Origin of the sequence: Sphingomonas populi, from assembly GCF_004208535.1 — a bacterium.
GTDB classification, from domain to species: Bacteria; Pseudomonadota; Alphaproteobacteria; order Sphingomonadales; family Sphingomonadaceae; genus Sphingomonas; species Sphingomonas populi.
This window is the reverse complement of record NZ_SGIS01000019.1, coordinates 21,297-45,487: the sequence shown is the minus strand read 5'-3', so window position 1 is coordinate 45,487 and position 24,191 is coordinate 21,297. Positions and strand designations below refer to the sequence as shown.

The following is a 24,191-nucleotide window of genomic DNA, read 5'->3' as shown; positions in this document are numbered from 1 at the left end:
GTGTGGTCGAAAAAATCAGCCGATGTTGACGCCGTAATTGCGCGCCAGCGGGGCAAGCCCACCCTTGAAGCCCTGCCCAACGGCGCGGAACTTCCACTCGCCGTTGTTGCGATAGACTTCACCGAAGATCATCGCCGTCTCGGTCGATGCATCCTCGGCAAGGTCATAACGCGAGATCTCGCGTCCGGTCGCATCGTTGACGATGCGGATGAACGCGTTCGAGACCATGCCGAAGCTCTGGCGGCGCGCCTCGGCCTCGTGGATCGTCACGGTGATCGCGATCTTCTGCACTTCGGCGGGCACGCGGGTCAGTTCGACCTTGAGCGCCTCGTCGTCGCCGTCGCCCTCGCCGGTGCGGTTGTCGCCGGTATGCTCGACCGATCCGTCGCTCGAGCGGAGGTTGTTGTAGAAGATGAAGTCCCCGTCACTGCGCACCTTGTCGCCCGCCGTGAGCAGGAACGCGCTCGCGTCGAGATCGAAATCCGCGCCGTCGGAGGTGCGGGTATCCCAGCCGAGCCCGATCAGTATCTTGCTGAGATCGGGCTCCTCCTTCGACAGACTGACATTGCCGCCTTTGGTAAGGCTAACCGACATGATGGTCTCTCCTGCTTACGAGATGTTGAGGCGTTCGCCGGTCGGCGCGACCGCGTCGTTGTCATCGTCGTCGCCCTTGGCGCGGAGCGAGGCGACGAAGGCGAGGCCGATGAGGCCCGCGCCGATCAGCCCGGTCACCGTCTCCGGGATTTCGAAGCGCACCGAAAGCAGCATGATCGTGGCCAGCGCGATGATCGCGTAGAACGCACCATGCTCCAGATAGCGATATTCGGAGAGCGTGCCGCGATCGACCAGCATCACCGTCATCGAGCGCACGAACATCGCACCGATGCCGAGGCCGAGCGCGATGATGAACAGGTTGTTCGACAAAGCGAACGCCCCGATCACCCCGTCGAACGAGAAGGACGCATCGAGCACTTCAAGGTACAGGAACGCCGCCAACCCCGATTTCGCCGCCGCGACCGCGACGTTCTGCCCGCCGGCATGGCTTGCGTCCTCATCGCCGTCACCCTGTTCGAGCAACGCGCCAATCGCCTGCACCGCGATATAGGCGACCAGCCCGAAGATGCCGGCGGTGATGAACGTCATCGCCTCCTCCGGCGCGATCATCCGCGAGATGCCGTAGAGCGCGAGCAGCACGATGCCGATCGCCAGCCCCGAAATCCGCGACAGCCCCGAGAACGGCCGCTCGATCACGCCGATCCAGTGCAGATCCTTCTCTTCGTCGAGGAAGAACGTCAGCCCGACCATCGCGAGGAACGCGCCGCCAAAGCCGGAGATGCCGACATGCGCGCCGGTGATGATCCGCTCATAGGTGACCGGGTCGGTCGCGGCGAGCTTGAGCGCCTCGATCGGCCCGACCTGCGCGGCGATCGCGACGATCACCAGCGGGAACAGGATACGCATCCCGAACACCGCGATGATGATGCCCCATGACAGGAAGCGCCGCCGCCAGACCGGGTCCATGTCACGCAGCACGGTCGCGTTGACGACAGCATTGTCGAACGACAGCGACACTTCGAGCACGCCGAGCACGAGCACGATCCACAGCACGCCGAGCGTCCCCGCGACATCATGCGTGATCGTCCAGCCCAGCACCGCGCCGATGACGAGGCACAGCGCGGTGAAGAGCAACGATCCCCTGAAATATTTGAACACTCTCATCCCCCGGTTTGCCGCGTGCGGCCTCAATCCTTGCGCCCGGAGACCCAGCGCAGGCCCCAGCCGAGCGATTCGTCCAGCACGCGCGTATCATGATGATATTCCACGATCCGCGTAACCTTGATTGCGCCGGCATCATTTTCGATCAAGACGATTCCGCACAACCGGCGGTCATCGCGGCCCTCGGTCAGCCGCACTTCGATCGGCGGCTGGTCGGGCATGGTGACGAGCACGACGCCATCGGTCTGCTGCCAGTTGGGCACGCCCGAATAGATGTTGGCGAACACCGCAATGCGCTTGATCTGCTGCCAGAACGCGCCGTTGATCCGCAACGTCTCACCCGCCGACACGTCGCCGGTGCGGTCATCGCCCGACAGCATGACATACGGCGCCTGATCGAACGCTCCGAACGCGTTGCCGAGCGCCTGCACGCCGCCCTTGCGACCATCGGCAAGCTCGAACAGGCAGCCGATATCGAGATCGATCGCGCTGCCGCCGCCGAACAGGCCCTTGCGCCCGCGCGACCAGTTGAGGTTGATCGTGATCTCGCCGAAGCTGTTGCCACGCTTGGCGAGGCTGACGGTTTGCCCGCGCTTCTCCAGCGTCACCTTGCTGAGACTGACCGGCGGCGCGGCTGGCGGAGGGGGTGGAGGCGGAGGGGGCGGTGGCGGAGCAGGCGGTGTCGCGGCGGCGGGCGCCTCGTCGGCGACATCGATTCCGAACGAGCGCGCGAGTGGCGCAAGCCCGCCGTTGAACCCCTGCCCGACCGCGCGGAACTTCCACTGTCCGTTCCGGAGATAGAGTTCGCCGAAGATCATCGCCGCCTCGCTCGCGCTGGCGAGTTGCGGGCGGAAGCGCAACGCCTCCCCGCCACCACGCGGCGCGACGGTGATCTCTGCGCCGTCGAGCCGAGCCAGCGTCTGCCCGCGCGTCTGCGCATCGTGGATCGTCACGCAAAACACGATCCGCTCGATCTCGGCCGGCAACCGCGCGAGATCGACCTCGAACGCACCCTGCCCGCCCGATGCCGCAAAACGGATGCCGCCGTCGCCGCCCTCGGGCTGGTTGTAGAACACCATGTCGGTGTCGCCACGCACCTTGCCAGCGCCGGTCAGCAGATAGGCGGACGCATCGGCATCAATCCCGCCCGCAGCCGTCCAGGCGAACGTGACGGCCAGCGTATCGCCCGGTACGGGCGCATTGCCGCCTTGTTGCAGATCGGTCATGCGATCTCCTGTTCGTGTCGGCAAATAGAGGTGTCAGCAGCGTCAGAGCACGCCGCGGATCACCCCCATCATATCGTGGAAGGTCCGTCCGGTGGTGCGCTCGCCCAGCGCCTTCATCTCCCAGCCATCGCCCGATCGGACCAGTTTCGCCATCACCTGACCCGTGTGCGGACCCGATCCGGTCAGGTCATAGCGCGCCATTTCCTTGCCATTGCTCAAATCGATAACGCGGCAATACGCGTTTTCGATCCGGTCGAAACTTTCGCCGGTGAAGCTGTTGACGGTGAACACCAGCGATTGCACCGTGGCGGGCACCCGCGTCAGATCGACGTTGATCGTTTCGTCGTCACCGTCGCCGGCGCCGGTGCGATTATCACCGCTATGGACGATGCTGCCGTCGCTGCTGGCAAGCTGCCGGAACCACACCTGATCGAGCAGAGTGCCGCCCGCATCGAACAGCAGGCACGACGCATCGAGATCGATATCGCCACCACCGCCGCCGAACAGGCCGAACACGCCCTTGGACTTGCGCACGTCCCAGCCCACGCCCATCGCCACCCGCGTCAGCGTGCCGCCACCCGACTTCTCCAGCCTTACGGACTGACCTTTTTGCAGACTGACCAAGCGGGCTTCTCCATGAACTCATTATTATAACGCGCTGTATGCCAAGTGATTATGACATTTGACCTACAAACCACAAGGGCGGTGGGTCGTCCTCGTCCCGGCGCAGCTTCCGTTCATCGCCGCTGCTCGGCGCGAACCACGGCGACGATCTCGGCATCCACGTCCGCGTCGAAGCGCCGGGCGGTGCCGGTCACCACGTCGATCCAGGTGGTGCTGAACGGTATGCCGACCGCATCGCAATAGGACGCGCCACCGGCGGCGCGCGTGTTGATCTCGAGGATTCGCCACGCCCCGCCGCGATCCTGCCGATACTGGACGTTGACCGCACCGTGCAGCGCATAGCGTCCAACCAGACCGGCCGCATGCGCGATCAGCGGATGCCGCGTCTCGATACGCTGGCGGTTCGCGTCGAGCTTGGTCCGTACCGCCGCGACCAGAACGTCACCACGATCCGCCACCACGTCGACCGATGCCTCCAGCCCCGGCAGATGCTCCATGACGAGCAGCGAGAAGCTCTCGCCCCGCGCCTCGCCCTCGCGCAGCGCGGCGGCGTAGACCTCGGGCGTGATCCGCCGCGCATCCGGGTCAGCGAGATGCTGGAGCGCGCCGATCGCATCGAGCGTCCAATATCCCGCGCCATAAATGCCGGTCGATGGCTTGACGCAGGCGACCGCGCCATTCCGCGCAAGCGTATCCACCGCCGCCTCGAATGCCACCGCCGTCGTGACCGGGATCGTCGGGCACAGCGTCGCATCATCCCGCAGCGCCACCGAAAACGCCGCCTTGTCGTCGAGCAGCCGCAGCGTCACCGCATCGGCGGCGACATGCAGCGCGATTCCCGCCGCCGAGAAGCGATCGGCCATCGCGGCGACATCCATCCGCCCGCGTTGCGCGACCAGCGCGTCGACACGCCGCTCGATCGCGGTCGCCAGCAGCCATTCCGGGTAATCGACCGTCCCCCGCGCCGGCTCCTGCCAGAATTCGGGCGCGACATCGCACACCGGCGAATCCGGGTCGATCGCGCTGACCGCGAGCTGGACGTCGGGCCGCTCCGACACGATCCTTGCGACGATGTTGCGAAGCGAAAACGATTGATTGAACCACACCTTCATAGCTTGCCGATATCGCCCCCCGCCGGCGCGTCAACCGAAGCGCGTGATTGCATCGCCGCCCCGCTTGCGCTAAGCGCGCGCCCTTCCAGAGCGACAGCAATGGGATTCGTGCGGGAGGGTGCCGTCAAACGCGCCCGTTACCAACCGCTAGACTTGATCGGGGCACGCCACCGTGCGCGCCCGACCGAAAGAGAGTGACATGGCAAAGAAGATTACCGGATACATCAAGCTGCAGGTTCCTGCAGGCAAGGCGAACCCTTCGCCGCCGATCGGCCCTGCGCTGGGTCAGCGCGGCGTGAACATCATGGAGTTCTGCAAGCAGTTCAACGCCTCGACGGGCGATCAGGAAGTCGGCACCCCGCTGCCGACCGTCATCACCGTCTATGCCGACCGCAGCTTCTCGTTCGAGACGAAGACGCCGCCGGCAACCTACCTCATCAAGAAGGCCGCCGGCCTCAAGTCGGGCTCGAAGGAGCCGGGCAAGACCAGCGCGGGCAAGATCGCCCGTTCGAAGCTCGCCGAAGTCGCGCAGGCCAAGATGAAGGATCTGAACGCGAACGACATCGAAGCGGCAACGCGCATCATCGAGGGCTCGGCCCGCGCGATGGGCCTCGAAGTGGTGGAGGGCTGATATCATGGCAAAGCTGACCAAGAAGGCGAAGACCCTCGCCACCGCGATCGACCGCGACAAGCTGTACGGCATCAACGAGGCGATCGCGCTGGCCCGCGCCAACGCAACCTCGAAGTTCGACGAGACGATCGAAGTCGCGCTGAACCTCGGCGTCGATCCGCGCCACGCCGACCAGATGGTCCGTGGCGTCGTCACGCTGCCCAAGGGCACCGGCAAGACGGTGCGCGTTGGCGTGTTCGCCAAGGGTGCGAAGGCTGAAGAGGCTCTCGCCGCTGGCGCAGACGTCGTCGGTGCAGAAGACCTGATGGAAATCGTCCAGGGCGGCAAGATCGACTTCGATCGCTGCATCGCGACCCCGGACATGATGGGCGTCGTCGGCCGGCTCGGCAAGATCCTCGGTCCGAAGGGCCTGATGCCGAACCCCAAGCTCGGCACCGTCACGATGAACGTCGCTCAGGCGGTCAAGGACGCCAAGGGCGGCCAGATCGAATATCGCGTCGAAAAGGCCGGCATCATCCATTCGGGCATCGGCAAGGCGTCGTTCCCGGCTGAAGACCTGCGCGCGAACTTCGACGCGCTAGTCGATGCGGTCGTCAAGGCGAAGCCTACGGGCGCCAAGGGCAAGTATGTCCGCAAGGTCGCCGTCAGCTCGACGATGGGCGCCGGCATCAAGGTCGACACTGCGGAAGTCAGCGCGGCGTAAGCCTTCGCAGACTCAAGCACAGACACGAAGGGCCGGGAGCGATCCCGGCCCTTTTTGCGTCCGCCATAATCCATGTTAAGCGCTTTGTTGAAGCGTAAGGCTTTTCTTGAGCTTTGTGCGCTATCAGACGTGCATGGCTCTTGTCGCGACCCCGCCAGTTCCCTGCTCTGGATGCCGCGACGGCGCGGGTCTCGACTTCGCGTTTTCGATGGCGTTCCAGCCGATCGTCGATATCACCACCGACACGCCCTTCGCCTATGAAGCGCTCGTGCGCGGCCCCGGCGGCGAAGGCGCGGCGAGCATCCTGTCGCAAGTGTCGGACGCCAATCGTTACGCCTTCGATCAGCAATGCCGGGTCCGCGCCATCTCGCTCGCGGCAGCCGCCGGCCTGATCGACACCGGCGCGCGGCTGTCGATCAACTTCCTGCCCAACGCGGTCTATTCGCCCGCCGCCTGTATCCAGTTGACGCTGAAAACCGCCAGGGCGACCGCATTTCCCACCGACCGTCTGATCTTCGAATTCACAGAAAACGAACAGATGGCCGACCCTGTCCATGTCGCCGACATCATCGCGACCTATCAGAAAATGGGCTTCGGCACCGCGCTCGATGATTTCGGCTCGGGCCATGCCGGCCTCACCCTGCTCGCGCAGTTCCAGCCAGACATCATCAAGCTCGACATGAACCTGATCCGCGACCTCGACAGCAGTTTGCCGCGCCGAACCGTCGTGAATGGCGTCGTCAGGATGTGCGAGACGCTCGGCATCACCGTCATCGCCGAGGGGATCGAGACTGTCGGCGAACTGGAAGCCCTCCGCGCGATGGATGTGCGTTACATCCAGGGCTTCCTCCTCGCCAAACCCGGCTTCGAGGCCCTGCCGCCGATCCCCTGCGACGTGCCGGCGGAGACGCCCGCCTAACCCGCCACTACCGCAACGCCGCCGCGCTCAGCTTGGCGCAATCGACCGGCACGAACGCCGGACGCGGCGCGGGCTTGTCCCCCAGCCCGATCGCCTCACCGATCGAGCGGCCGAGCGCCTTGAAGAAGCCCCCCACACCCGGCTTGCCCGACGGCGCATCGCTCCCCGCGATCGCGATGGCGGGTTTGCTCAGCGTGCCGCCGACGCGGATCGGATCGACGATGCGCAGCGCCGGATCGTCCCGCGTCCGCCCCGCCAGCGTCAGCGCGATGCTCTCGTCGCGCAGGTCGATCCGCCCGCTGCCGCGCCCGATCGCACTGCCGGTATCGATCGCCAGCGGGTCCGGCACCAGCACGCCGCCGCGCGCGCGGAAATTCGCGACGAGACAGCGCAACGGCACCCGCTCGGACGGATGCAGAATCGCCTGCTTGATCGTACCGCCGAGATCCTGCCCGAGTACATCCGCCACCATCGCCTTGATCGTGCCGTCGTTCGAGACGATCGCGGCAGTGCCATCGGCATGGCTCAGCGCCTCACGCACCGTATCGCCCTGCCCGCTCAGCGTGATCCGCCCGCGCACGATGCCGGTGATGTCGTCGGGCGAGCCGACCAACGTATCGAGCGTCATCCCCTCCAGCCGCAGATCGGTCGACAGCTTCGGGCGGCCACTGCGGTGATCGACTCGCATCACCCCGGTCATCTGCCCCGTCGCCAGCGTCGCGACGAGATGGTCGACGGTCAGCAGTTGGTGGTCGAGGTGAAGTTGTCCGCGCAGGGTGCGGAACACCGTGCCCCCGCCCGACAGCAGATGATCGACCCGGAACGTGATCGTGCCGTCGGTCTTCCCCAGGTGCGAGAGGTTGATCCGCGTCGGCGGCAACACGCGCGGGCCGAGCGCGGCCTTGCTCGCCGCCGCCTTGGCGCGACCGACATCGTCGGACAGGTCGTCGAAATCGAACTGGCTGGCGCGCATCTGCGCGTCGATCGCGGTGCGCCCGTCGCGCTTGAGGATGCTCGCCTTGCCGACGAAGCGCGAGCGGCCGATGCCGCCGCCGATCGTGTCGAGATACCAGTCGCGTCCATCATGCCGCACCTGCCCGATCAGCGCGATCGGCTGCGTGCCGAACAGCCCTGCCTCGATCGCGCGGTCGAGGTTCTTGAGCGTCGGCGCGCGCGCGGTGACGGTCGCGCCGAAGCGATGCGTGTTGAGCACCCCGTCCGTGGTCCCCTTCGCCTCCAGCCGCAGCGCTGGTGAAACCAGATGCAGCTCGACCGGCCAAGCCGCCGCCGGATCGATCCCGTCGATCCGCCCGCCGCGCACGTCGAGCGTGGCGGGCGTGCCGAGGAACGTGCCGGTCGCGGCGAGCCTGAGTCCTGCCGCACCTTCCACGCTAAGCGGCCCGGCGAGGTTCAGCCCGCGCTTTGCATCGCGCAAGCTGAGTTGGCCGTCACGAATCGTCAACCGCGTCAGCCCCGGACCCGTCGTCAGCGGCGGCGCATCGGCGGGGCGCGGCTTGCCCTTCCAGTTGGAGCGCCCGTTCGCGTCGCGGACCAGCGCGACAGCCAGCCCGTCGATCGCGAGGGCGTCGGGCTTCACCCCGCCGAACAGCAGCTTGAGCACCGGCAACCGCACCGTCACCGTCCGCGCCCGAATGAAATCGCCACCGCCAACCCAGTCGGGCTGCGCGATCCGCAGGTCGTCTATCGCGATGTCGGGCGTGTAGGAGAAAACCTGCAAACGGCGGATCGCGCCGATATGCGCCGGCGCGCCGAACCGCGTGGAAATCCCCCGCTCGATCATCGGGCGCAGCAGCCCGAACGGCAACGCCCCCAGCGCCAGCACGAGCAGCGCAGCGATCCCCACAAGGATCAGTCCGGCCCAGCCGGCGCGTCGCAAAAGCGACTGCGTCGCCGGTGTCATCGCCATAGCCTAACCGCCCTTTCCCAGCTTCAATCGACGGATCGGCTTTTGGTTGCGCCGCAGCGCGATCTGGACAGCGTCGCCCGCATCGCTATCAGCGCCGACATGGCAGTCATCGCAACCATCATGAACACGGCCACCGGCCAACCCATCCAGAAAATGACGTTCGGGCGCATGCCCAAGCCCTGGGTATCCTTCAACCTCGCCACCGGAGAACTCGTCACCGCCGACCGCGTAGACGTCGGCAAGCCAGCGCCGGGCAAGGTCGTCGTGCCAGTCTCGGTATGGGTGACGGTGAAGGGGTAACTATCACCGACAACGGTAGCATCCGTTGGGTTTTCCGTTACACTACCGGCATGATCTCGCTCTTGATCGCGTCCGCTCTTGGCAACTCCGTCGGTGTCGCGAACCCGACGGCCGCACCATCGCCATTGCCGACTCGGGCGCAGGTAAGAAGCGCTGTTAAGGCTTGCGGCATTCCGTCAGGCCGGATCACCGTCCCGTTTGAGCGCTTCATGCAGGAAGATGTGGTGCGCATCTCGAAAGGCGGCGGCAGTGTGACCGCATCACAACTGGAATGTATCGCAAATGCGTCGGTCGCGACGACGCATTACGTCTTCTTCAACGCGGAAGCGGTACAGACGCGCTACGCTTCGATTTACTGGAATTTGGTCGAACGAGCAGATATCGCCAATGCTCGTGCGGCGTTACGTACTCAAAACCGTCTCGAGACGGTTCCTGTTCCACAAGCAGGTAAGTCTTTAGGCGTTTACGCGCAGGCAGTCGAAACCTATTGCGGCGTAACACCGGGAACGTTGCTGACTGCGCTGAACGACAACATGCTGACGTTCAAGAAGGACGGATTGGGCCGCATCACGGCAAACGGGATCGAGCCGGGCGCAGCGTCCGATCTCCAGTTTCAGTGCATCATGAACGCAACAACCGCAGCACAACTCAAGTCGCACGGCATATTCTTCGGGTTCATAGGAAATGCCGCTCAAGCGCCAGTTCCAGATTAGGAGTTAAGGGGCCGGTTGCTCCGGCCCCTCCTCTCCTCACTCGAAGCCCTGTCGGGCGAGCCTGTCCGCGAAACCTTCAGAGCAACCGACTCACCAGCAGCGAGTCGAGTGAACCCGTCGAGTGTCTCTCAAACCTTTTGGCTTTGCTATAAGGATGATGCTGCCCGGCGGCATCCCGACCACGTCTCACCGACGGAAAAGCACGCTTTGACCGATCGCCTGCTCTGATACCGACGACGATTGACTTTCCCGCCCCATCCGCTAACAGCGCGACTTCGCTCGGCAGACGTTTGCGTTTGCCGGGTCCGTCCGAGACAGTGGGTGCGCCGGGTTTGCCGTCGCTTAATTTCCCGCCGAGACGGGGAATGGAATTCCGGTCCGGTCGCCTTGGCGCCCGCGCCCTTCGGTCCGTCGCTGTGTGTCGCGGTCCGCCCATGCCCCATCGTTGGACAGCCCCCGGATGGGTGCGGCTGTTTCGCCGTGTTCCTCCGGGTCAACCGGCTCGCCGTTCGCGGTGGGCCAGAAACGTGGAGAATGGCATGGATCGTGCTCAAAAGACCGAGCTCGTCGCCGAGCTGAACCGCACTTTTGCCGAAGTCGGCGCGGTGATCGTCACCCGCAACCTCGGCATGACCGTTGCACAGTCGACCAAGCTGCGCAACGCGATGCGGGATGCCGGCGCGGACTACAAGGTCTCGAAGAACAAGCTTGCCAAGATCGCGCTCGACGGCACCGACTATCTCTCGCTGGGCGACATGCTCACGGGTCCGGTCGGTCTCGCCACTTCCGTTGATCCCGTCGCGGCCGCCAAGGTGGCCGTGGAATTCGCGAAGACGAACGACAAGTTCGAAATCGTCGGTGGGGCAATGGGCGCGACCGTCCTCGACGTAGACGGCGTGAAGGCGCTGGCGACGATGCCGTCGCTGGATGAACTGCGTGCCAAGATCATCGGCCTGCTGGTTGCTCCCGCAACCAAGCTCGCGACGATCACGCAGGCTCCGGCGGCACAGCTCGCCCGCGTCCTCCAGGCCTATGCCGACAAGGACAAGGAAGCAGTGGACGCCTGATCGGCGTTCGCTTCGAGATTTTTTCCCTGAACAGACCGGGGCGCTGCCCCAAGATGGAGACTACACATGGCTGACCTGAACGCGCTCGTTGAGAGCCTGAGCGAACTGACCGTCCTCGAAGCCGCTGAGCTTTCGAAGCTGCTCGAAGAGAAGTGGGGCGTTTCGGCTGCTGCTGCTGTTGCGGCCGCTCCGGCTGCTGGCGGCGGCGCCGCTGCTCCGGTTGCTGAAGAGCAGACCGAATTCGACGTCATCCTCACCGGCGACGGTGGCAAGAAGATCAACGTCATCAAGGAAGTCCGTGCGATCACCGCGCTCGGCCTGACCGAAGCCAAGACGCTGGTCGAGTCGGCTCCCAAGGCCGTCAAGGAAGGCGTGTCGAAGGACGAGGCCGCCAAGATCAAGGCGCAGCTCGAAGCCGCCGGCGCGACCGTCGAAGTCAAGTAAGCCGCAGCGGGGGAGACGGCCGAGCGAAGCTCGACCGCACCCCCGCAAGGCCGGCCGGCGCGGGCCTAGCCCGCGTCCGACGTCATGGGCTTCGCCCATGACGGCTTGCAAAGAAAAGGGGCGGCATCCGCAAGGATGCCGCCCCTTTTCGCGCCTATCGTCGCCCCGGCGAAGGCCGGGGCCGCTGCTTTGCTTGGCAAGCCGCCCGCCCCACATACACCGGCCCCGGCCTCCGCCGGGGCGACGGCCTTATCTTCAATCCGCCCGCGACACGGTAAACGGCAAATGCCGCACCCGGTCATGCATCCGCGGCGCGCCATCAAGCCGGAACGGCCCGAGCTTCGCATCCGCACCACGATCCAGCCCGACGACGAACGACGCGGCGCTACACCCGCTGCCGCCATCCCAGCCATAATCGAGCGCGACCGTCATCACCGGCACGAACAGCGCACGCCCCTCGCCGATGCCCTGTATAGCGAGCGGCGGCATGACATCGCGCGGCAGCATCGCTGTGCCCTCCAGCGCAGCGGTCGCGCCGGCGGCGAGATCGAAGCGCGCGACGACCGCGCGCTCGATCGGCGCCGCGAACAGCGCGTCGAGCGTCCGCTCCAGCGCCGGCTCGACCCCGAACAGCCGCAGGTCCAGCGCGATCGCGCGCGCGTCCACCTCGCCTGCATTGTGCAGGATGATGCGATATTCGACGGCAGCGCTCAGCAAATTGGTGCCGGCCCGCTTGACCTCCAGCGCGATGGTCACGCGCGCGCGCGGCGCCGGCACGGCGTCCACGACGGGCGGTAGGGGCGTGGGAACGGGCGACGGCGGCGCCGCCGTTTCCTCTTCGATGGGAACCTCATCGGCCCCGCGCCGCCGCCGATACAACACGATACCGCCGCACGTCGCGACCAACGCCCCACCAATCGCCCACAACCAAGGCGATCCCCAACCCGTTGACTCGGCCGGGGCGGTTGGCGTCGCTTCGACCACAGCCGGAGACGGCGATGCTTGCGGAATAGGCGTCGTTGCCGGAACCGGCGGCCGCACCGGGGTCACCACCGGCACTGGCTCAGCGGACACGGTCGGGCGCGCGCTCGGCGTGGCGGCCGGCGTCGGCTTTGCCTGCACGGTTGGACGAACCGGCGGCGGCACCACCGCGACCGGGGACGGCGTCGCGCTCGGCACGGCGGTGGCGCTCGGCGTCGGGCGCGGCAGCGGCGCGATCCGAGGTTCCGGCGTCGGCACCGGCGTCGGGCGCACCGGCTGCGTCGGCAGGCTGAAGCCGTCCAGGCCCGGAATCGTCGCGGGCGGCTGGCTGTTCTGCGCGCTCGCGCTTCCGGCGGTTCCGATCGTCACGGCCAGCGCGATCATGGTGCGTGCGCGGCGGGTCGCAGGAAAAAACACAGTCAAAAGCGCCTCGGTGCGTCGTTCAGGCTAATGCCATGACGACCGCGCCAGGATAAGACAAGCACCAGACGCAAAGCCTGCGCCGACCTGATGCGGCAATTCCCCGCCCGCATTTGACACGATCCAACACCACACCTATATGGCGCTCTTCACCACGACTTTCGGGAAATGACGTGCCCTCGCGCAGCATGTCGATCGAATTGAAGGTCGTGGCATCACGAGGACGCCGAGAAGCTGCTGTTTTCCGAATTATGCGGAGGACATGCGGCTTTTTGCGTCTTTCTGCGTGCCCGCCCGGGCGATCCGGGCACGAAATTTTGACGTGAGGGCTAAAGACACATGGCAACCAGAGCGATCGAAGGCGGCACCGCGAAGCGCCGCATCCGCAAGGTGTTCGGCAACATCCACGAAGTCGTGCAGATGCCGAACCTGATCGAGGTGCAGCGCGAGAGCTACGAACAGTTCCTCCGCTCAGATCCCTCGATCGGCTATGTCTCGGGCCTCGAAAAGACGCTGCGTTCGGTGTTCCCGATCCGCGATTTCGCCGGCACCGCCGAGCTCGATTTCGTCAATTACGAACTCGAACCGCCGAAGTTCGACACCGACGAGTGCCGCCAGCGCGGCATCACCTATGCGGCGCCGATGCGCGTTACCCTCCGCCTGATCGTGTTCGAAGTGGACGCCGATACCGAAGCCCGCTCGGTGCTCGATATCAAGGAGCAGGACGTCTACATGGGCGACATGCCCCTGATGACGGGCAACGGCACCTTCATCATCAATGGCACCGAGCGCGTGATCGTCTCGCAGATGCACCGCTCGCCGGGCGTGCTGTTCGATCATGATCGCGGCAAGACCCACGCGTCGGGCAAGTATCTGTTCGCCGCGCGCGTCATCCCGTATCGCGGGTCGTGGCTCGATTTCGAGTTCGACGCCAAGGACATCGTCAACGTCCGTATCGATCGCAAGCGCAAGCTGCCGGTCACGGCGCTGCTGTATGCGCTCGGCCTCACCTCCGAGGAAATCCTCAACTATTTCTACAACCGCGTCACCTTCGTGCGCGGCCAGGGCGGCTGGATCGTCCCCTATCAGGCCGAGAACTGGCGCGGCCAGAAGCCGATGTTCGACATCGTCGATGCCAAAACCGGCGAGATCGTGTTCGCCAGCGGCCAGAAGATCAGCCCCCGCGCCGCCAACAAGGCAGCCAAGGACGGTCTCACCGATCTGCTGATCCCGACCGAGGAAATCTTCGGCCGCTACAGCGCCTATGATCTCATCAACGAGACCACCGGCCAGATCTATATCGAGGCGGGCGACGAAGTCTCCGCCGAGAACCTCGAACTGCTCGACAAGGCCGGCATCGACCGGATCGAGCTGCTCGACATCGATCACGTCACCACGGGTCCGTGGATTCGCAACACGCTCAAGGCCGACAAGGCCGAAGAGCGCGAGCAGGCGCTGTCCGACATCTACCGCGTCATGCGCCCCGGCGAGCCGCCCACGCTCGAAACGGCGGAATCGCTGTTCTCCGGCCTGTTCTTCGATCCCGATCGTTACGATCTGTCGGCAGTCGGCCGCGTCAAGCTCAACATGCGCCTCGATCTCGACGTCGAGGACACCGTCACCACGCTGCGCACCGAGGATATCCTCGAAGTCGTCAAGACGCTCGTCGGCCTCAAGGACGGTCGCGGCGAAATCGACGACATCGATAACCTCGGCAACCGCCGCGTGCGTTCGGTCGGCGAGCTGCTCGAGAACCAGTACCGCGTCGGCCTGCTCCGCATGGAGCGCGCCGTGAAGGAGCGGATGTCCTCGGTCGACGTGTCGACCGTGATGCCGAACGACCTCATCAACGCCAAGCCCGCCGTGGCTGCAGTCCGTGAGTTCTTCGGGTCGTCGCAGCTCTCGCAGTTCATGGATCAGACCAACCCGCTGTCGGAAGTCACCCACAAGCGTCGCGTGTCGGCACTTGGACCGGGCGGCTTGACGCGTGAGCGCGCTGGCTTCGAAGTCCGCGACGTTCACCCGACCCACTATGGCCGTATCTGCCCGATCGAAACGCCGGAAGGCCCGAACATCGGTCTTATCAACAGCCTCGCGTCGTTCAGCCGCGTCAACAAATACGGCTTCATCGAAACGCCATACCGCAAGGTCATCGATCACAAGGTGACCGACGACGTCGTGTACCTGTCGGCGATGGAAGAGGCCAAGCACACGATCGCGCAGGCCAACGCCGAGCTCGACGGCGAAGGTCACTTCACCGAGGAACTGGTCTCGTCGCGTCAGGCGGGCGAATTCCTGATGGCGATCCCGACCAACATCACCCTGATGGACGTCAGCCCCAAGCAGCTCGTCTCGGTCGCCGCATCGCTCATTCCGTTCCTGGAAAACGATGACGCCAACCGCGCGCTGATGGGCTCGAACATGCAGCGTCAGGCCGTGCCGCTGGTGAAGGCGGAAGCGCCCTTCGTCGGCACCGGCATGGAAGAAACCGTCGCACGGGATTCGGGCGCGGCGATCGCCGCCAAGCGTTCGGGCATCGTCGATCAGGTCGATGCGACCCGTATCGTCATCCGCGCGACCGGCGAGGTCGAGGCCGGCCAGTCGGGCGTCGACATCTACACGCTGATGAAGTTCCAGCGTTCGAACCAGAACACCTGCATCAACCAGCGTCCGCTGGTGAAGGTCGGTGAGGTCGTGAACATCGGCGACGTGATCGCCGACGGCCCCTCGACCGAGTTCGGCGAGCTGGCGCTGGGCCGTAACGCGCTCGTCGCGTTCATGCCCTGGAACGGCTACAATTATGAGGATTCGATCCTCATCTCCGAGCGTATCGTGAAGGATGACGTCTTCACCTCGATCCACATCGAGGAATTCGAAGTCATGGCGCGCGACACCAAGCTCGGGCCGGAAGACATCACGCGCGACATCCCCAATGTCGGCGAGGAAGCGCTCCGCAACCTCGACGAAGCTGGCATCGTGTACATCGGCGCAGAGGTCGAGCCGGGCGATATCCTCGCCGGCAAGATCACGCCGAAGGGCGAAAGCCCGATGACGCCGGAAGAGAAGCTGCTCCGCGCGATCTTCGGTGAAAAGGCGTCGGACGTGCGTGACACGTCGCTGCGTCTGCCGCCGGGTGTCGCCGGCACCGTCGTCGAGGTCCGGGTGTTCAACCGCCACGGCATCGACAAGGACGAGCGCGCGATGGCGATCGAGCGCGAAGAGATCGAGCGTCTCAAGAAGGACTCGGACGACGAGCGCAGCATCCTCAACCGCGCGACCTGGTCGCGTCTGCGCGAGATGCTGATCGGCCAGACCGCGACCGCCGTTCCCAAGAACGGCCCGCGCAAGGGCATCGTCATCGATCAGGACGTACTCGACAGCGTCGATCGTCATGAATGGTGGAAGTTCGCCGTCGCCGACGACAAGACCCAGAGCGATCTGGAAGCGGTCAAGGTGCAGTATGACGACGCCGTCAAGGTGATCGTGGACAAGTTCCAGGATCGCCGCGACAAGCTCGAGCGTGGCGACGAACTGCCGCCCGGCGTGCTCAAGATGGTCAAGGTGTTCGTCGCGGTGAAGCGCAAGCTGCAGCCGGGCGACAAGATGGCCGGCCGTCACGGCAACAAGGGCGTCATCTCGCGCATCCTGCCGGCGGAGGACATGCCGTTCCTCGCCGACGGTACGCCGGTCGATATCGTGCTCAACCCGCTCGGCGTGCCGTCGCGCATGAACGTCGGTCAGATCTTCGAGACCCATCTCGGCTGGGCGGCGCGCAACCTTGGCCAGCAGGTCTACCGGGCGCTCGAGGATTGGCGTGAAGCCAACCCCGACATGACCGGCGGCGAAATGCCCGAGGCGGTCAAGTCGCGTCTGCTCGAAGTATACGGCGAGCATTACGAGGCCGACATCAAGGGCCGCTCCGCCGATCAGATCGTCGAGCTGGCCGAGAACCTGAAGACCGGCATTCCGATGGGCACCCCGGTGTTCGACGGTGCGCGCGAGAAGGACGTGTCGGCGATGCTGTCGCTGGCGGGTCTCGACACCTCGGGCCAGTCGGATCTGTTCGACGGACGTACCGGCGACAAGTTCGATCGTAAGGTGACGGTGGGCATCATCTACATGCTCAAGCTGCACCATCTGGTCGACGACAAGATCCACGCCCGGTCGATCGGGCCGTACAGCCTCGTCACCCAGCAGCCGCTGGGCGGTAAGGCGCAGTTCGGCGGCCAGCGCTTCGGCGAGATGGAGGTCTGGGCGCTCCAGGCCTACGGCGCGGCGTATACCTTGCAGGAAATGCTGACGGTGAAGTCGGACGACGTGGTCGGCCGCACCAAGGTCTATGAGGCGATCGTCAAGGGTGACGACACGTTCGAGGCCGGCATCCCGGAGAGCTTCAACGTTCTCGTCAAGGAAATGCGCTCGCTGGGCCTGAACGTCGAGCTGAAGACGGTCGAGGAGTTCGACACCGACGGCGTCGCGATCGCGGCGGAGTAACCGACTTCTCCCCTCCCGCTCGCGGGAGGGGTCGGGGGAGGGCCTGTGGGCCAAGCACCTCCCCGACGTGACATGCCCTCCCCTAGCCCCTCCCGCACGCGGGAGGGGAATTGGAGCTGAAAAATGAACGAACTGACCAACTTCGCCAATCCGGTCGTCAAGCCGGAAACCTTCGACCAGATCCAGATCGGCATCGCCTCGCCGGATCGCATCCGCTCGTGGTCGTTCGGCGAGATCAAGAAGCCCGAAACCATCAACTATCGCACGTTCAAGCCCGAGCGTGACGGCCTGTTCTGCGCGCGCATCTTCGGTCCGATCAAGGATTACGAGTGCCTGTGCGGCAAGTACAAGCGCATGAAGTACAAGGGCATCGTCTGCGAGAAGTGCGGTGTCGAAGTCACCGTCTCGAAGGTCCGGCGCGAGCGCATGGGCCATATCGAGCTGGCCGCGCCCGTCGCGCACATCTGGTTCTTGAAGTCGCTGCCGTCGCGCATCGGCCTGCTGCTCGACATGCAGCTCAAGCAGCTCGAACGCGTGCTGTATTTCGAGGCGTATATCGTGATCGAGCCGGGCCTCACCCCGCTCGAGAAGTTCCAGCTCCTCACCGAAGACGAACTGCTCGACGCGCAGGATGAGCATGGTGAGGACGCGTTCTCGGCCGGCATCGGCGCAGAGGCGGTCCGCATCATGCTGGAATCGCTCGATCTCGAAGGCGAGCGCAAGGATCTGCTTGAGGAACTCGCGACCACCAAGTCCGAGCTCAAGCCCAAGAAGATCATCAAGCGCCTCAAGGTCGTCGAGAGCTTCATCGATTCGGGCAACCGCCCTGAGTGGATGATCCTCGAAGTCGTCCCGGTCATCCCGCCCGAGCTGCGTCCGCTGGTGCCGCTCGACGGTGGCCGCTTCGCGACTTCGGATCTGAACGATCTGTATCGCCGCGTCATCAACCGCAACAACCGCCTCAAGCGGCTCATGGAACTGCGCGCGCCGGACATCATCGTCCGCAACGAAAAGCGCATGTTGCAGGAAGCCGTCGACGCGCTGTTCGACAACGGTCGTCGCGGTCGCACCATCACGGGCGCCAACAAGCGTCCGCTCAAGTCGCTGTCCGACATGCTCAAGGGCAAGCAGGGCCGCTTCCGTCAGAATCTGCTCGGCAAGCGCGTCGATTACTCGGGTCGTTCGGTCATCGTGACCGGCCCGGAACTCAAGCTGCACCAGTGCGGCCTGCCGAAGAAGATGGCGCTCGAGCTGTTCAAGCCGTTCATCTACGCACGCCTCGACGCCAAGGGCCTGAGCATGACGCTCAAGCAGGCGAAGAAGTGGGTCGAGAAGGAGCGCAAGGAAGTCTGGGACATCCTCGACGAAGTCATTCGCGAGCACCCGGTCATGCTCAACCGCGCGCCGACGCTTCACCGTCTCGGCATCCAGGCGTTCGAGCCCGTGCTGATCGAGGGCAAGGCGATCCAGCTTCACCCGCTGGTCTGCTCGGCCTTCAACGCCGATTTCGACGGCGATCAGATGGCGGTCCACGTCCCGCTGTCGCTTGAGGCGCAGCTCGAAGCCCGCGTGCTGATGATGTCGACCAACAACATCCTCTCGCCCGCCAACGGCAAGCCGATCATCGTGCCGTCGCAGGACATGGTGCTGGGTCTGTATTATCTGTCGATGCTCAAGGAAGGCGAGCCCGGCGAGGGCATGCTGATCTCCGACATGTCGGAAGTCCATCAGGCGATCGAGGCTGGCGCGGTGACGCTCCACACCAAGATCATCAGCCGCGTTCCGCAGACCGACGAAGCCGGCAACCAGTACCTCAAGCGCTATGAGACCACCCCCGGTCGCATGCTGCTCGGCGAGTGCCTGCCCAAGTCGTCGAAGGTGCCGTTCGATACCGTCAACCGCCTCCTCACCAAGAAGGACGTCGGCGACGTGATCGACGAGGTGTATCGTCACACCGGCCAGAAGGAGACCGTGCTGTTCGCGGACGCGATCATGAGCCTCGGCTTCAAGCACGCGTTCAAGGCCGGCATCTCCTTCGGCAAGGACGACATGATCATCGCGCCGGACAAGGACAAGCTGGTCGATGAGACCCGCGAGCAGGTGAAGGACTATGAGCAGCAGTATCAGGACGGCCTGATCACGCAGCAGGAGAAGTACAACAAGGTCATCGACGCCTGGAGCCGTTGCGGCGATCAGGTCGCGAACTCGATGATGAACGAGATCAAGGCGGTCAAGCGCTACGAGGACGGCCCCAACAAGGGCCGCGAGAAGCCGATCAACTCGATCTACATGATGGCCCACTCGGGTGCCCGTGGTTCGCAGGCGCAGATCAAGCAGCTTGCCGGCATGCGCGGCCTCATGGCCAAGCCGTCGGGCGAGATCATCGAGACGCCGATCATCTCGAACTTCAAGGAAGGTCTGACCGTCCTTGAATACTTCAACTCCACCCACGGCGCCCGTAAGGGTCTCGCGGATACGGCGTTGAAGACGGCGAACTCGGGTTACCTCACCCGCCGTCTGGTCGATGTGTCGCAGGATTGCGTCATCATCGAGCTGGATTGCGGCACCGAGCGCGCGCTCGAAATGCGCGCCATCGTGCAGGGCGGTTCGACGATCGCCTCGCTCGGCGAGCGCATTCTCGGCCGCACCACGGCTGAGGACATCATCGACAGCAAGACCGGCGAGATCGTGATCCCGCTCGGCACCTTGCTCGACGAGCCGATGGTCGCGAAGATCGAGGCGATCGGCACGCAATCGTGCAAGATCCGCTCGCCGCTGGTCTGCGAGACCAAGATCGGCGTGTGCGCCAAGTGCTACGGGCGCGATCTCGCCCGCGGTACGCCGGTGAACATCGGTGAGGCGGTCGGCGTCATCGCGGCGCAGTCGATCGGCGAGCCGGGCACGCAGCTCACGATGCGGACCTTCCACATCGGCGGCGCGGCGCAGCTCAACGAGCAGTCGAATCTCGAGGCGGTGTCGGACGGCACGATGGAATATCGTGATCTCCGCATCATCAAGGATCAGCGCGGCCGTCGCGTCGTGCTGTCGCGCTCGGGCGAACTGGCGATCATGGATGCCGAAGGCCGCGAGCGCGCGGTCCATCGCATCCCGTATGGTGCGTATGTGCTGTACGACGATGGCCATATCGTCACCAAGGGCGATCGTCTGGCCGAGTGGGACCCGTTCACCATGCCGGTCATCACCGAGAACCCCGGTATCGTGAAGTATGTCGATCTGATCGAGGGCAAGACGCTCACCGAGCAGGCCGACGAAGCGACCGGCATCTCGCAGCGCGTGGTCATCGAATATCGCGGCACCAGCAAGGCGAAGGAGGATCTCCGCCCGCGTCTGACCCTCACCGGCGCAAGCGCCGAGGAGGCCGGCCGCTACATGCTGGTGGCGGGCGCGACGCTCTCGGTCGAGGATGGTGCCGAGGTTCAGGGCGGCGACGTTCTGGCCCGTGTCAGCCGCGAGTCCGCCAAGACCCGCGACATCACCGGCGGTCTGCCGCGCGTCGCCGAGCTGTTCGAGGCGCGCAAGCCCAAGGAAAATGCCATCATCGCCAAGGTCTCGGGCCGTGTGGTGTTCGGCAAGGACTATAAGGCGAAGCGCAAGATCGGCATCCAGCCCGAGGATGGCGGCGAGGTCGTCGAGTATCTGGTGCCCAAGTCGAAGGTGATCGACGTTCAGGAAGGCGACTACGTCAAGCGTGGCGACAACCTGATCGGCGGCAGCCCCGATCCGCACGACATTCTCGAAGTGCTCGGCATCGAGCCGCTGGCGGAATATCTCGTCTCGGAAATCCAGGAGGTCTATCGCCTCCAGGGCGTGAAGATCAACGACAAGCACATCGAGACGATCGTTCGCCAGATGCTGCAGAAGGTCGAGATCACCGACGGCGGCGACACCACGCTGCTGGCGGGCGAGCAGGTCGATCGCGACGAAATGGATGCGATCAACGACAAGCTCGAGCCCAAGCAGGCGCGTGCGCAGGGCAAGCCCGTCCTGCTCGGCATCACCAAGGCGTCGCTGCAAACCCGCAGCTTCATCTCGGCGGCGTCGTTCCAGGAGACCACCCGCGTCCTCACCGAGGCGGCGGTCCAGGGCAAGCAGGACATGCTGATCGGCCTCAAGGAGAACGTCATCGTCGGCCGGCTCATCCCGGCAGGCACCGGCGCGGGCATGAACCGCATGCGGATCGCGGCCTCGTCGCGGGATGCCGCGCAGCGGGTATCGATGCGCCGGATGGCGGAAGTGGCGTTCGTCGCGCCGAACTCGGCCGCCGAAGAGCATGCCGCCGAACTGGCACGCAGCGCGCGTGACGCCGGCGGTACGCGCGATGCGCTCGCCGCAGTCGAGACTTCGGGCACCGGCACCGATGCCGATGCGGGCGATTATCTGGAGAGCTGATCGGCTCGCCAGACACGAACGCGAAAGCCGCCGTCCGGGGTAACCCGGGCGGCGGTCTTCGTTTGGGGACATTCGTTCGCGCCCCCCTCTTCTCCGTTCGTCCCGAGCGCAGTCGAAGGATGAGCCCGGAGCGCAGACGCCTCGACTTCGCTCGGCGCGAACGGATTGGGGTGGTGGCGGAGGAAACCGCACCGGGGCGGGCGTGACCGCCCGCCCCAACCGTCACCCCAGCGCAAACGGCATCTTCGCGTAAGAACCTTCTTGTTCTCCCGCGCACGCGGGAGTCCAGAGTCGCAAGAGCCGAACGTCGGTGTTCTGCTTGGCTCTGGGTTCCCGCTTCCGCGGGAAAACACAAAAAAGAACCAGCCGATGGTGACTTTCGCAAACGTCTGCAAGCCGATGCCTAAAGGGCGGCCGTTCCGTATCCACCTGCGAGACCCCAGCGTACGCTGGGGTGACGGGGGTAAGGCTATTCCTCCACCAGTTTCATCAGCCGCCGCTCGACCGGCGCGAGCACCGGGCCAAGCTCGTGGCCGCGCTTCAGCACCACGCCCTGTTCGCCGACCAATGCCCACATGCCCTGCTTGTTGCGCAGCGCGGGCCGCTTCTCGATACGGAACTCGGGGCGCTCGGCGGTGCGGCGGAAGCAGGAGAACACCGCCGCGTCGCCGCCGAGATCGATCGCATAATCGCGCCAATGCCCGGCCGCGACCATCCGCCCGTACAGGTCGAGGATGCGGTTGAGTTCAGGCCGGTCGAAGCCGATCTGCAACGGCTTGCCCGGCGGTTGCGGGAAGGGCGTTACCGTCCCCATCAGGCGCGGTTGCGCACATCCTCTTGCTCGGCGAGCATCGCGTCGAGCCGCTTGCGCATCGTCTCGATCTCGCAGCGCAGCAGTTCGACACGCTGCGTCTGCGGGTCGAACATGTCGCTGCACGGCGTACCATAAGCGAGGAACGCCGGCTTCGCCTGCCCGCCCTCGACCATCGTCGCGCGCGCCGGAATGCCGACCATCACCGCACCCTCGGGCACGTCGCGAGTCACCACCGCGTTGGCGCCGACGCGCGCGCCCTTCCCGACCGTGATCGGCCCGAGCACCTGCGCGCCTGAACCGATGATGGCATTGTCGCACAAGGTCGGGTGGCGCTTGCCCGCCACGCCGTTGTCGGGGCTGGTGCCGCCGAGCGTAACACACTGATAGATTGTGACATTATCGCCGATCTCCGCAGTCTCGCCGATCACGGTGAAGCCGTGGTCGATGAAGAAATGCTTGCCAATCGTGGCGCCGGGATGGATGTCGATCGCGGTCGTCATGCGCGACAGATGGTTGACGAGCCGGGCGAGGAAGAACAGCCGTGCCGTAAACAGCCGGTGCGCGACGCGGTGCCACGCCAGCGCCCAGACGCCGGGATAGGTCAGAACTTCAAGACGCGATCGCGGCGCGGGATCACGCGCCCGGATCGAGTCGAGATACGCGACCAACCGCTGCAACATCACTTACGTCCCCTCGTCATGCGACGACATTTAGGCGTTCGGGCGCGCGAATAAAAGTGCGGCGAAAACCGAGAAGCCACTGGATTTAAACCCTATCTTTCTTATAGGAATTGGAAACCGGGTCATTGCGGCGCGTTATGTCTGTGCAAGGGAGCGCGAATGCCGGATTTTTCCACGATCGACTTTGCCGCCATCCTGCCCTTCATCGCGATCGGTTTCGCGGCACAAGTGATCGACGGCGCGCTCGGCATGGCGTTTGGCCTCATCAATTCGACGTTGCTGGTGAGCATGCTCGGCATGCCGCCCGCGCTTGCCTCGGCGAGCGTCCACGCGGTCGAAACCTTCACCACCGCCGCTTCGGGGGTGAGCCATATCTACCACCGCAACGTCGATTGGCGGCTGTTCCGCCGGCTGGTGATCCCCGGCGTGATCGGCGGTGTGCTCGGCGCCTATGTGCTGAGCAACGTCGACGCCGCCGTCGCCAAGCCATTCGTGATGGCCTATCTCGCCGCGATCGGCCTGTTCCTGCTGTACCGCGCGTGGCGCGGCGCGCTGAGCGTGCAATCGCCGAAGATCGTCGCGCCGCTCGGCCTCGTCGGCGGCTTCCTCGATGCGGCGGGCGGCGGCGGCTGGGGTCCGGTCGTCACGTCGAACCTGCTCGTGCAAGGCTCGGCCCCGCGCACCACGATCGGCACGGTCAACACCAGCGAATTCTTCCTGACCGCGACGGTTTCGATCACCTTCTTCACGCAAATGGGGCTGGCCGCGTTCACGCTGGCGACGCTCGGCCTGCTGATCGGCGGTCTGGTCGCCGCCCCGCTCGGCGGGGTGCTGGCGAAACGCGTGCCCGCGCGGCCGCTGATGGCGATGGTCGGCACGCTGCTGACGCTGACCAGCGCCTATACGATCTGGCAGGCGCTGCGGTAGCGTATCCACCATTCCAACACCGTCCGTCCCGAGCGCCGCCAGCACGGACGCCGCCCTCGCCCCCGCTTTGTTCTCCCCAGCCA

General features: G+C 65.0%; 19 protein-coding genes. 10 read left to right on the top strand and 9 right to left on the bottom strand.

Annotation, left to right across the window (positions count from 1 at the left end; all coding sequences use genetic code 11):
* Positions 1–15: 15 nt before the first annotated feature.
* From EWE75_RS13280 to EWE75_RS13260, 5 genes are all read right to left on the bottom strand, one after another.
* Positions 16–594, bottom strand: a complete 579-nt coding sequence (locus tag EWE75_RS13280) for a TerD family protein (RefSeq protein ID WP_130158242.1) — start codon at positions 592–594, stop codon at positions 16–18.
* Positions 595–609: 15 nt separating this feature from the next.
* On the bottom strand, positions 610–1,713 hold the full coding sequence (locus tag EWE75_RS13275; RefSeq protein WP_130158240.1) for a DUF475 domain-containing protein: 1,104 nt from the start codon (positions 1,711–1,713) through the stop codon (positions 610–612).
* Positions 1,714–1,742: 29 nt separating this feature from the next.
* A complete protein-coding gene (locus EWE75_RS13270; protein ID WP_130158238.1) occupies positions 1,743–2,942 on the bottom strand; it encodes a TerD family protein in 1,200 nt (399 codons plus the stop codon).
* A gap of 42 nt (positions 2,943–2,984) precedes the next feature.
* Entirely contained in the window at positions 2,985–3,566 is a 582-nt protein-coding gene (locus EWE75_RS13265) for a TerD family protein (RefSeq protein WP_130158236.1), read from the bottom strand.
* 113 nt (positions 3,567–3,679) lie between these two features.
* Complete coding sequence (locus EWE75_RS13260; protein WP_130158234.1) at positions 3,680–4,678, bottom strand: ATP-grasp domain-containing protein; 999 nt, start codon at positions 4,676–4,678, stop codon at positions 3,680–3,682.
* A gap of 199 nt (positions 4,679–4,877) precedes the next feature.
* Between EWE75_RS13260 and rplK the strand changes: the two genes are divergently transcribed.
* The 3 genes from rplK to EWE75_RS13245 all read left to right on the top strand — a co-directional run bounded on the left by rplK (position 4,878) and on the right by EWE75_RS13245 (position 6,931).
* Positions 4,878–5,309 (top strand): 50S ribosomal protein L11, encoded by a 432-nt coding sequence (gene rplK, locus EWE75_RS13255; protein WP_130158232.1) that lies wholly within the window; start codon positions 4,878–4,880, stop codon positions 5,307–5,309.
* 4 nt (positions 5,310–5,313) lie between these two features.
* Positions 5,314–6,012: a 50S ribosomal protein L1 gene (rplA, locus tag EWE75_RS13250; RefSeq protein ID WP_130158230.1), complete on the top strand. Its 699-nt coding sequence runs from the start codon at positions 5,314–5,316 to the stop codon at positions 6,010–6,012.
* Positions 6,013–6,145: 133 nt separating this feature from the next.
* On the top strand, positions 6,146–6,931 hold the full coding sequence (locus EWE75_RS13245) for an EAL domain-containing protein (protein ID WP_486669382.1): 786 nt from the start codon (positions 6,146–6,148) through the stop codon (positions 6,929–6,931).
* Positions 6,932–6,938: 7 nt separating this feature from the next.
* Here EWE75_RS13245 and EWE75_RS13240 read toward each other — a convergent pair whose 3' ends face one another.
* A complete protein-coding gene (locus EWE75_RS13240) occupies positions 6,939–8,858 on the bottom strand; it encodes an AsmA family protein (protein WP_231708342.1) in 1,920 nt (639 codons plus the stop codon).
* Positions 8,859–8,957: 99 nt separating this feature from the next.
* On the opposite strand from EWE75_RS13240, the gene EWE75_RS13235 reads away from it, so the two are divergent.
* The 4 genes from EWE75_RS13235 to rplL all read left to right on the top strand — a co-directional run bounded on the left by EWE75_RS13235 (position 8,958) and on the right by rplL (position 11,382).
* On the top strand, positions 8,958–9,158 hold the full coding sequence (locus EWE75_RS13235; protein ID WP_130158363.1) for a hypothetical protein: 201 nt from the start codon (positions 8,958–8,960) through the stop codon (positions 9,156–9,158).
* Entirely contained in the window at positions 9,137–9,871 is a 735-nt protein-coding gene (locus EWE75_RS13230) for a hypothetical protein (RefSeq protein WP_130158228.1), read from the top strand. The genes EWE75_RS13235 and EWE75_RS13230 overlap by 22 nt, the downstream gene beginning before the upstream one ends.
* A gap of 539 nt (positions 9,872–10,410) precedes the next feature.
* Positions 10,411–10,938, top strand: a complete 528-nt coding sequence (gene rplJ / locus EWE75_RS13225; RefSeq protein WP_130158361.1) for a 50S ribosomal protein L10 — start codon at positions 10,411–10,413, stop codon at positions 10,936–10,938.
* 66 nt (positions 10,939–11,004) lie between these two features.
* Positions 11,005–11,382 (top strand): 50S ribosomal protein L7/L12, encoded by a 378-nt coding sequence (gene rplL, locus EWE75_RS13220; RefSeq protein ID WP_130158226.1) that lies wholly within the window; start codon positions 11,005–11,007, stop codon positions 11,380–11,382.
* A 255-nt stretch (positions 11,383–11,637) separates the two neighbouring features.
* On the opposite strand, the gene EWE75_RS13215 is transcribed toward rplL, so the two are convergent.
* Positions 11,638–12,786 (bottom strand): hypothetical protein, encoded by a 1,149-nt coding sequence (locus tag EWE75_RS13215; RefSeq protein WP_130158224.1) that lies wholly within the window; start codon positions 12,784–12,786, stop codon positions 11,638–11,640.
* Positions 12,787–13,122: 336 nt separating this feature from the next.
* Between EWE75_RS13215 and rpoB the strand changes: the two genes are divergently transcribed.
* Positions 13,123–17,277 carry a DNA-directed RNA polymerase subunit beta gene (rpoB, locus tag EWE75_RS13210; RefSeq protein ID WP_130158222.1) on the top strand — a complete coding sequence of 1,385 codons (4,155 nt, stop codon included), beginning with the start codon at positions 13,123–13,125 and terminating at the stop codon, positions 17,275–17,277.
* A 123-nt stretch (positions 17,278–17,400) separates the two neighbouring features.
* A complete protein-coding gene (rpoC, locus tag EWE75_RS13205) occupies positions 17,401–21,687 on the top strand; it encodes a DNA-directed RNA polymerase subunit beta' (RefSeq protein ID WP_130158220.1) in 4,287 nt (1,428 codons plus the stop codon).
* 469 nt (positions 21,688–22,156) lie between these two features.
* Here the strand turns inward: rpoC and EWE75_RS13200 are convergent, their stop codons facing one another.
* Positions 22,157–22,501, bottom strand: coding sequence for a DUF2794 domain-containing protein (locus EWE75_RS13200; RefSeq protein ID WP_130158218.1), 345 nt, complete (start codon positions 22,499–22,501; stop codon positions 22,157–22,159).
* Positions 22,501–23,181, bottom strand: a complete 681-nt coding sequence (gene epsC / locus EWE75_RS13195; protein WP_130158216.1) for a serine O-acetyltransferase EpsC — start codon at positions 23,179–23,181, stop codon at positions 22,501–22,503. The genes EWE75_RS13200 and epsC overlap by 1 nt, the downstream gene beginning before the upstream one ends.
* Before the next feature lie 159 nt (positions 23,182–23,340).
* On the opposite strand from epsC, the gene EWE75_RS13190 reads away from it, so the two are divergent.
* On the top strand, positions 23,341–24,108 hold the full coding sequence (locus tag EWE75_RS13190; protein ID WP_130158214.1) for a sulfite exporter TauE/SafE family protein: 768 nt from the start codon (positions 23,341–23,343) through the stop codon (positions 24,106–24,108).
* The last annotated feature ends 83 nt before the right edge of the window (positions 24,109–24,191 follow it).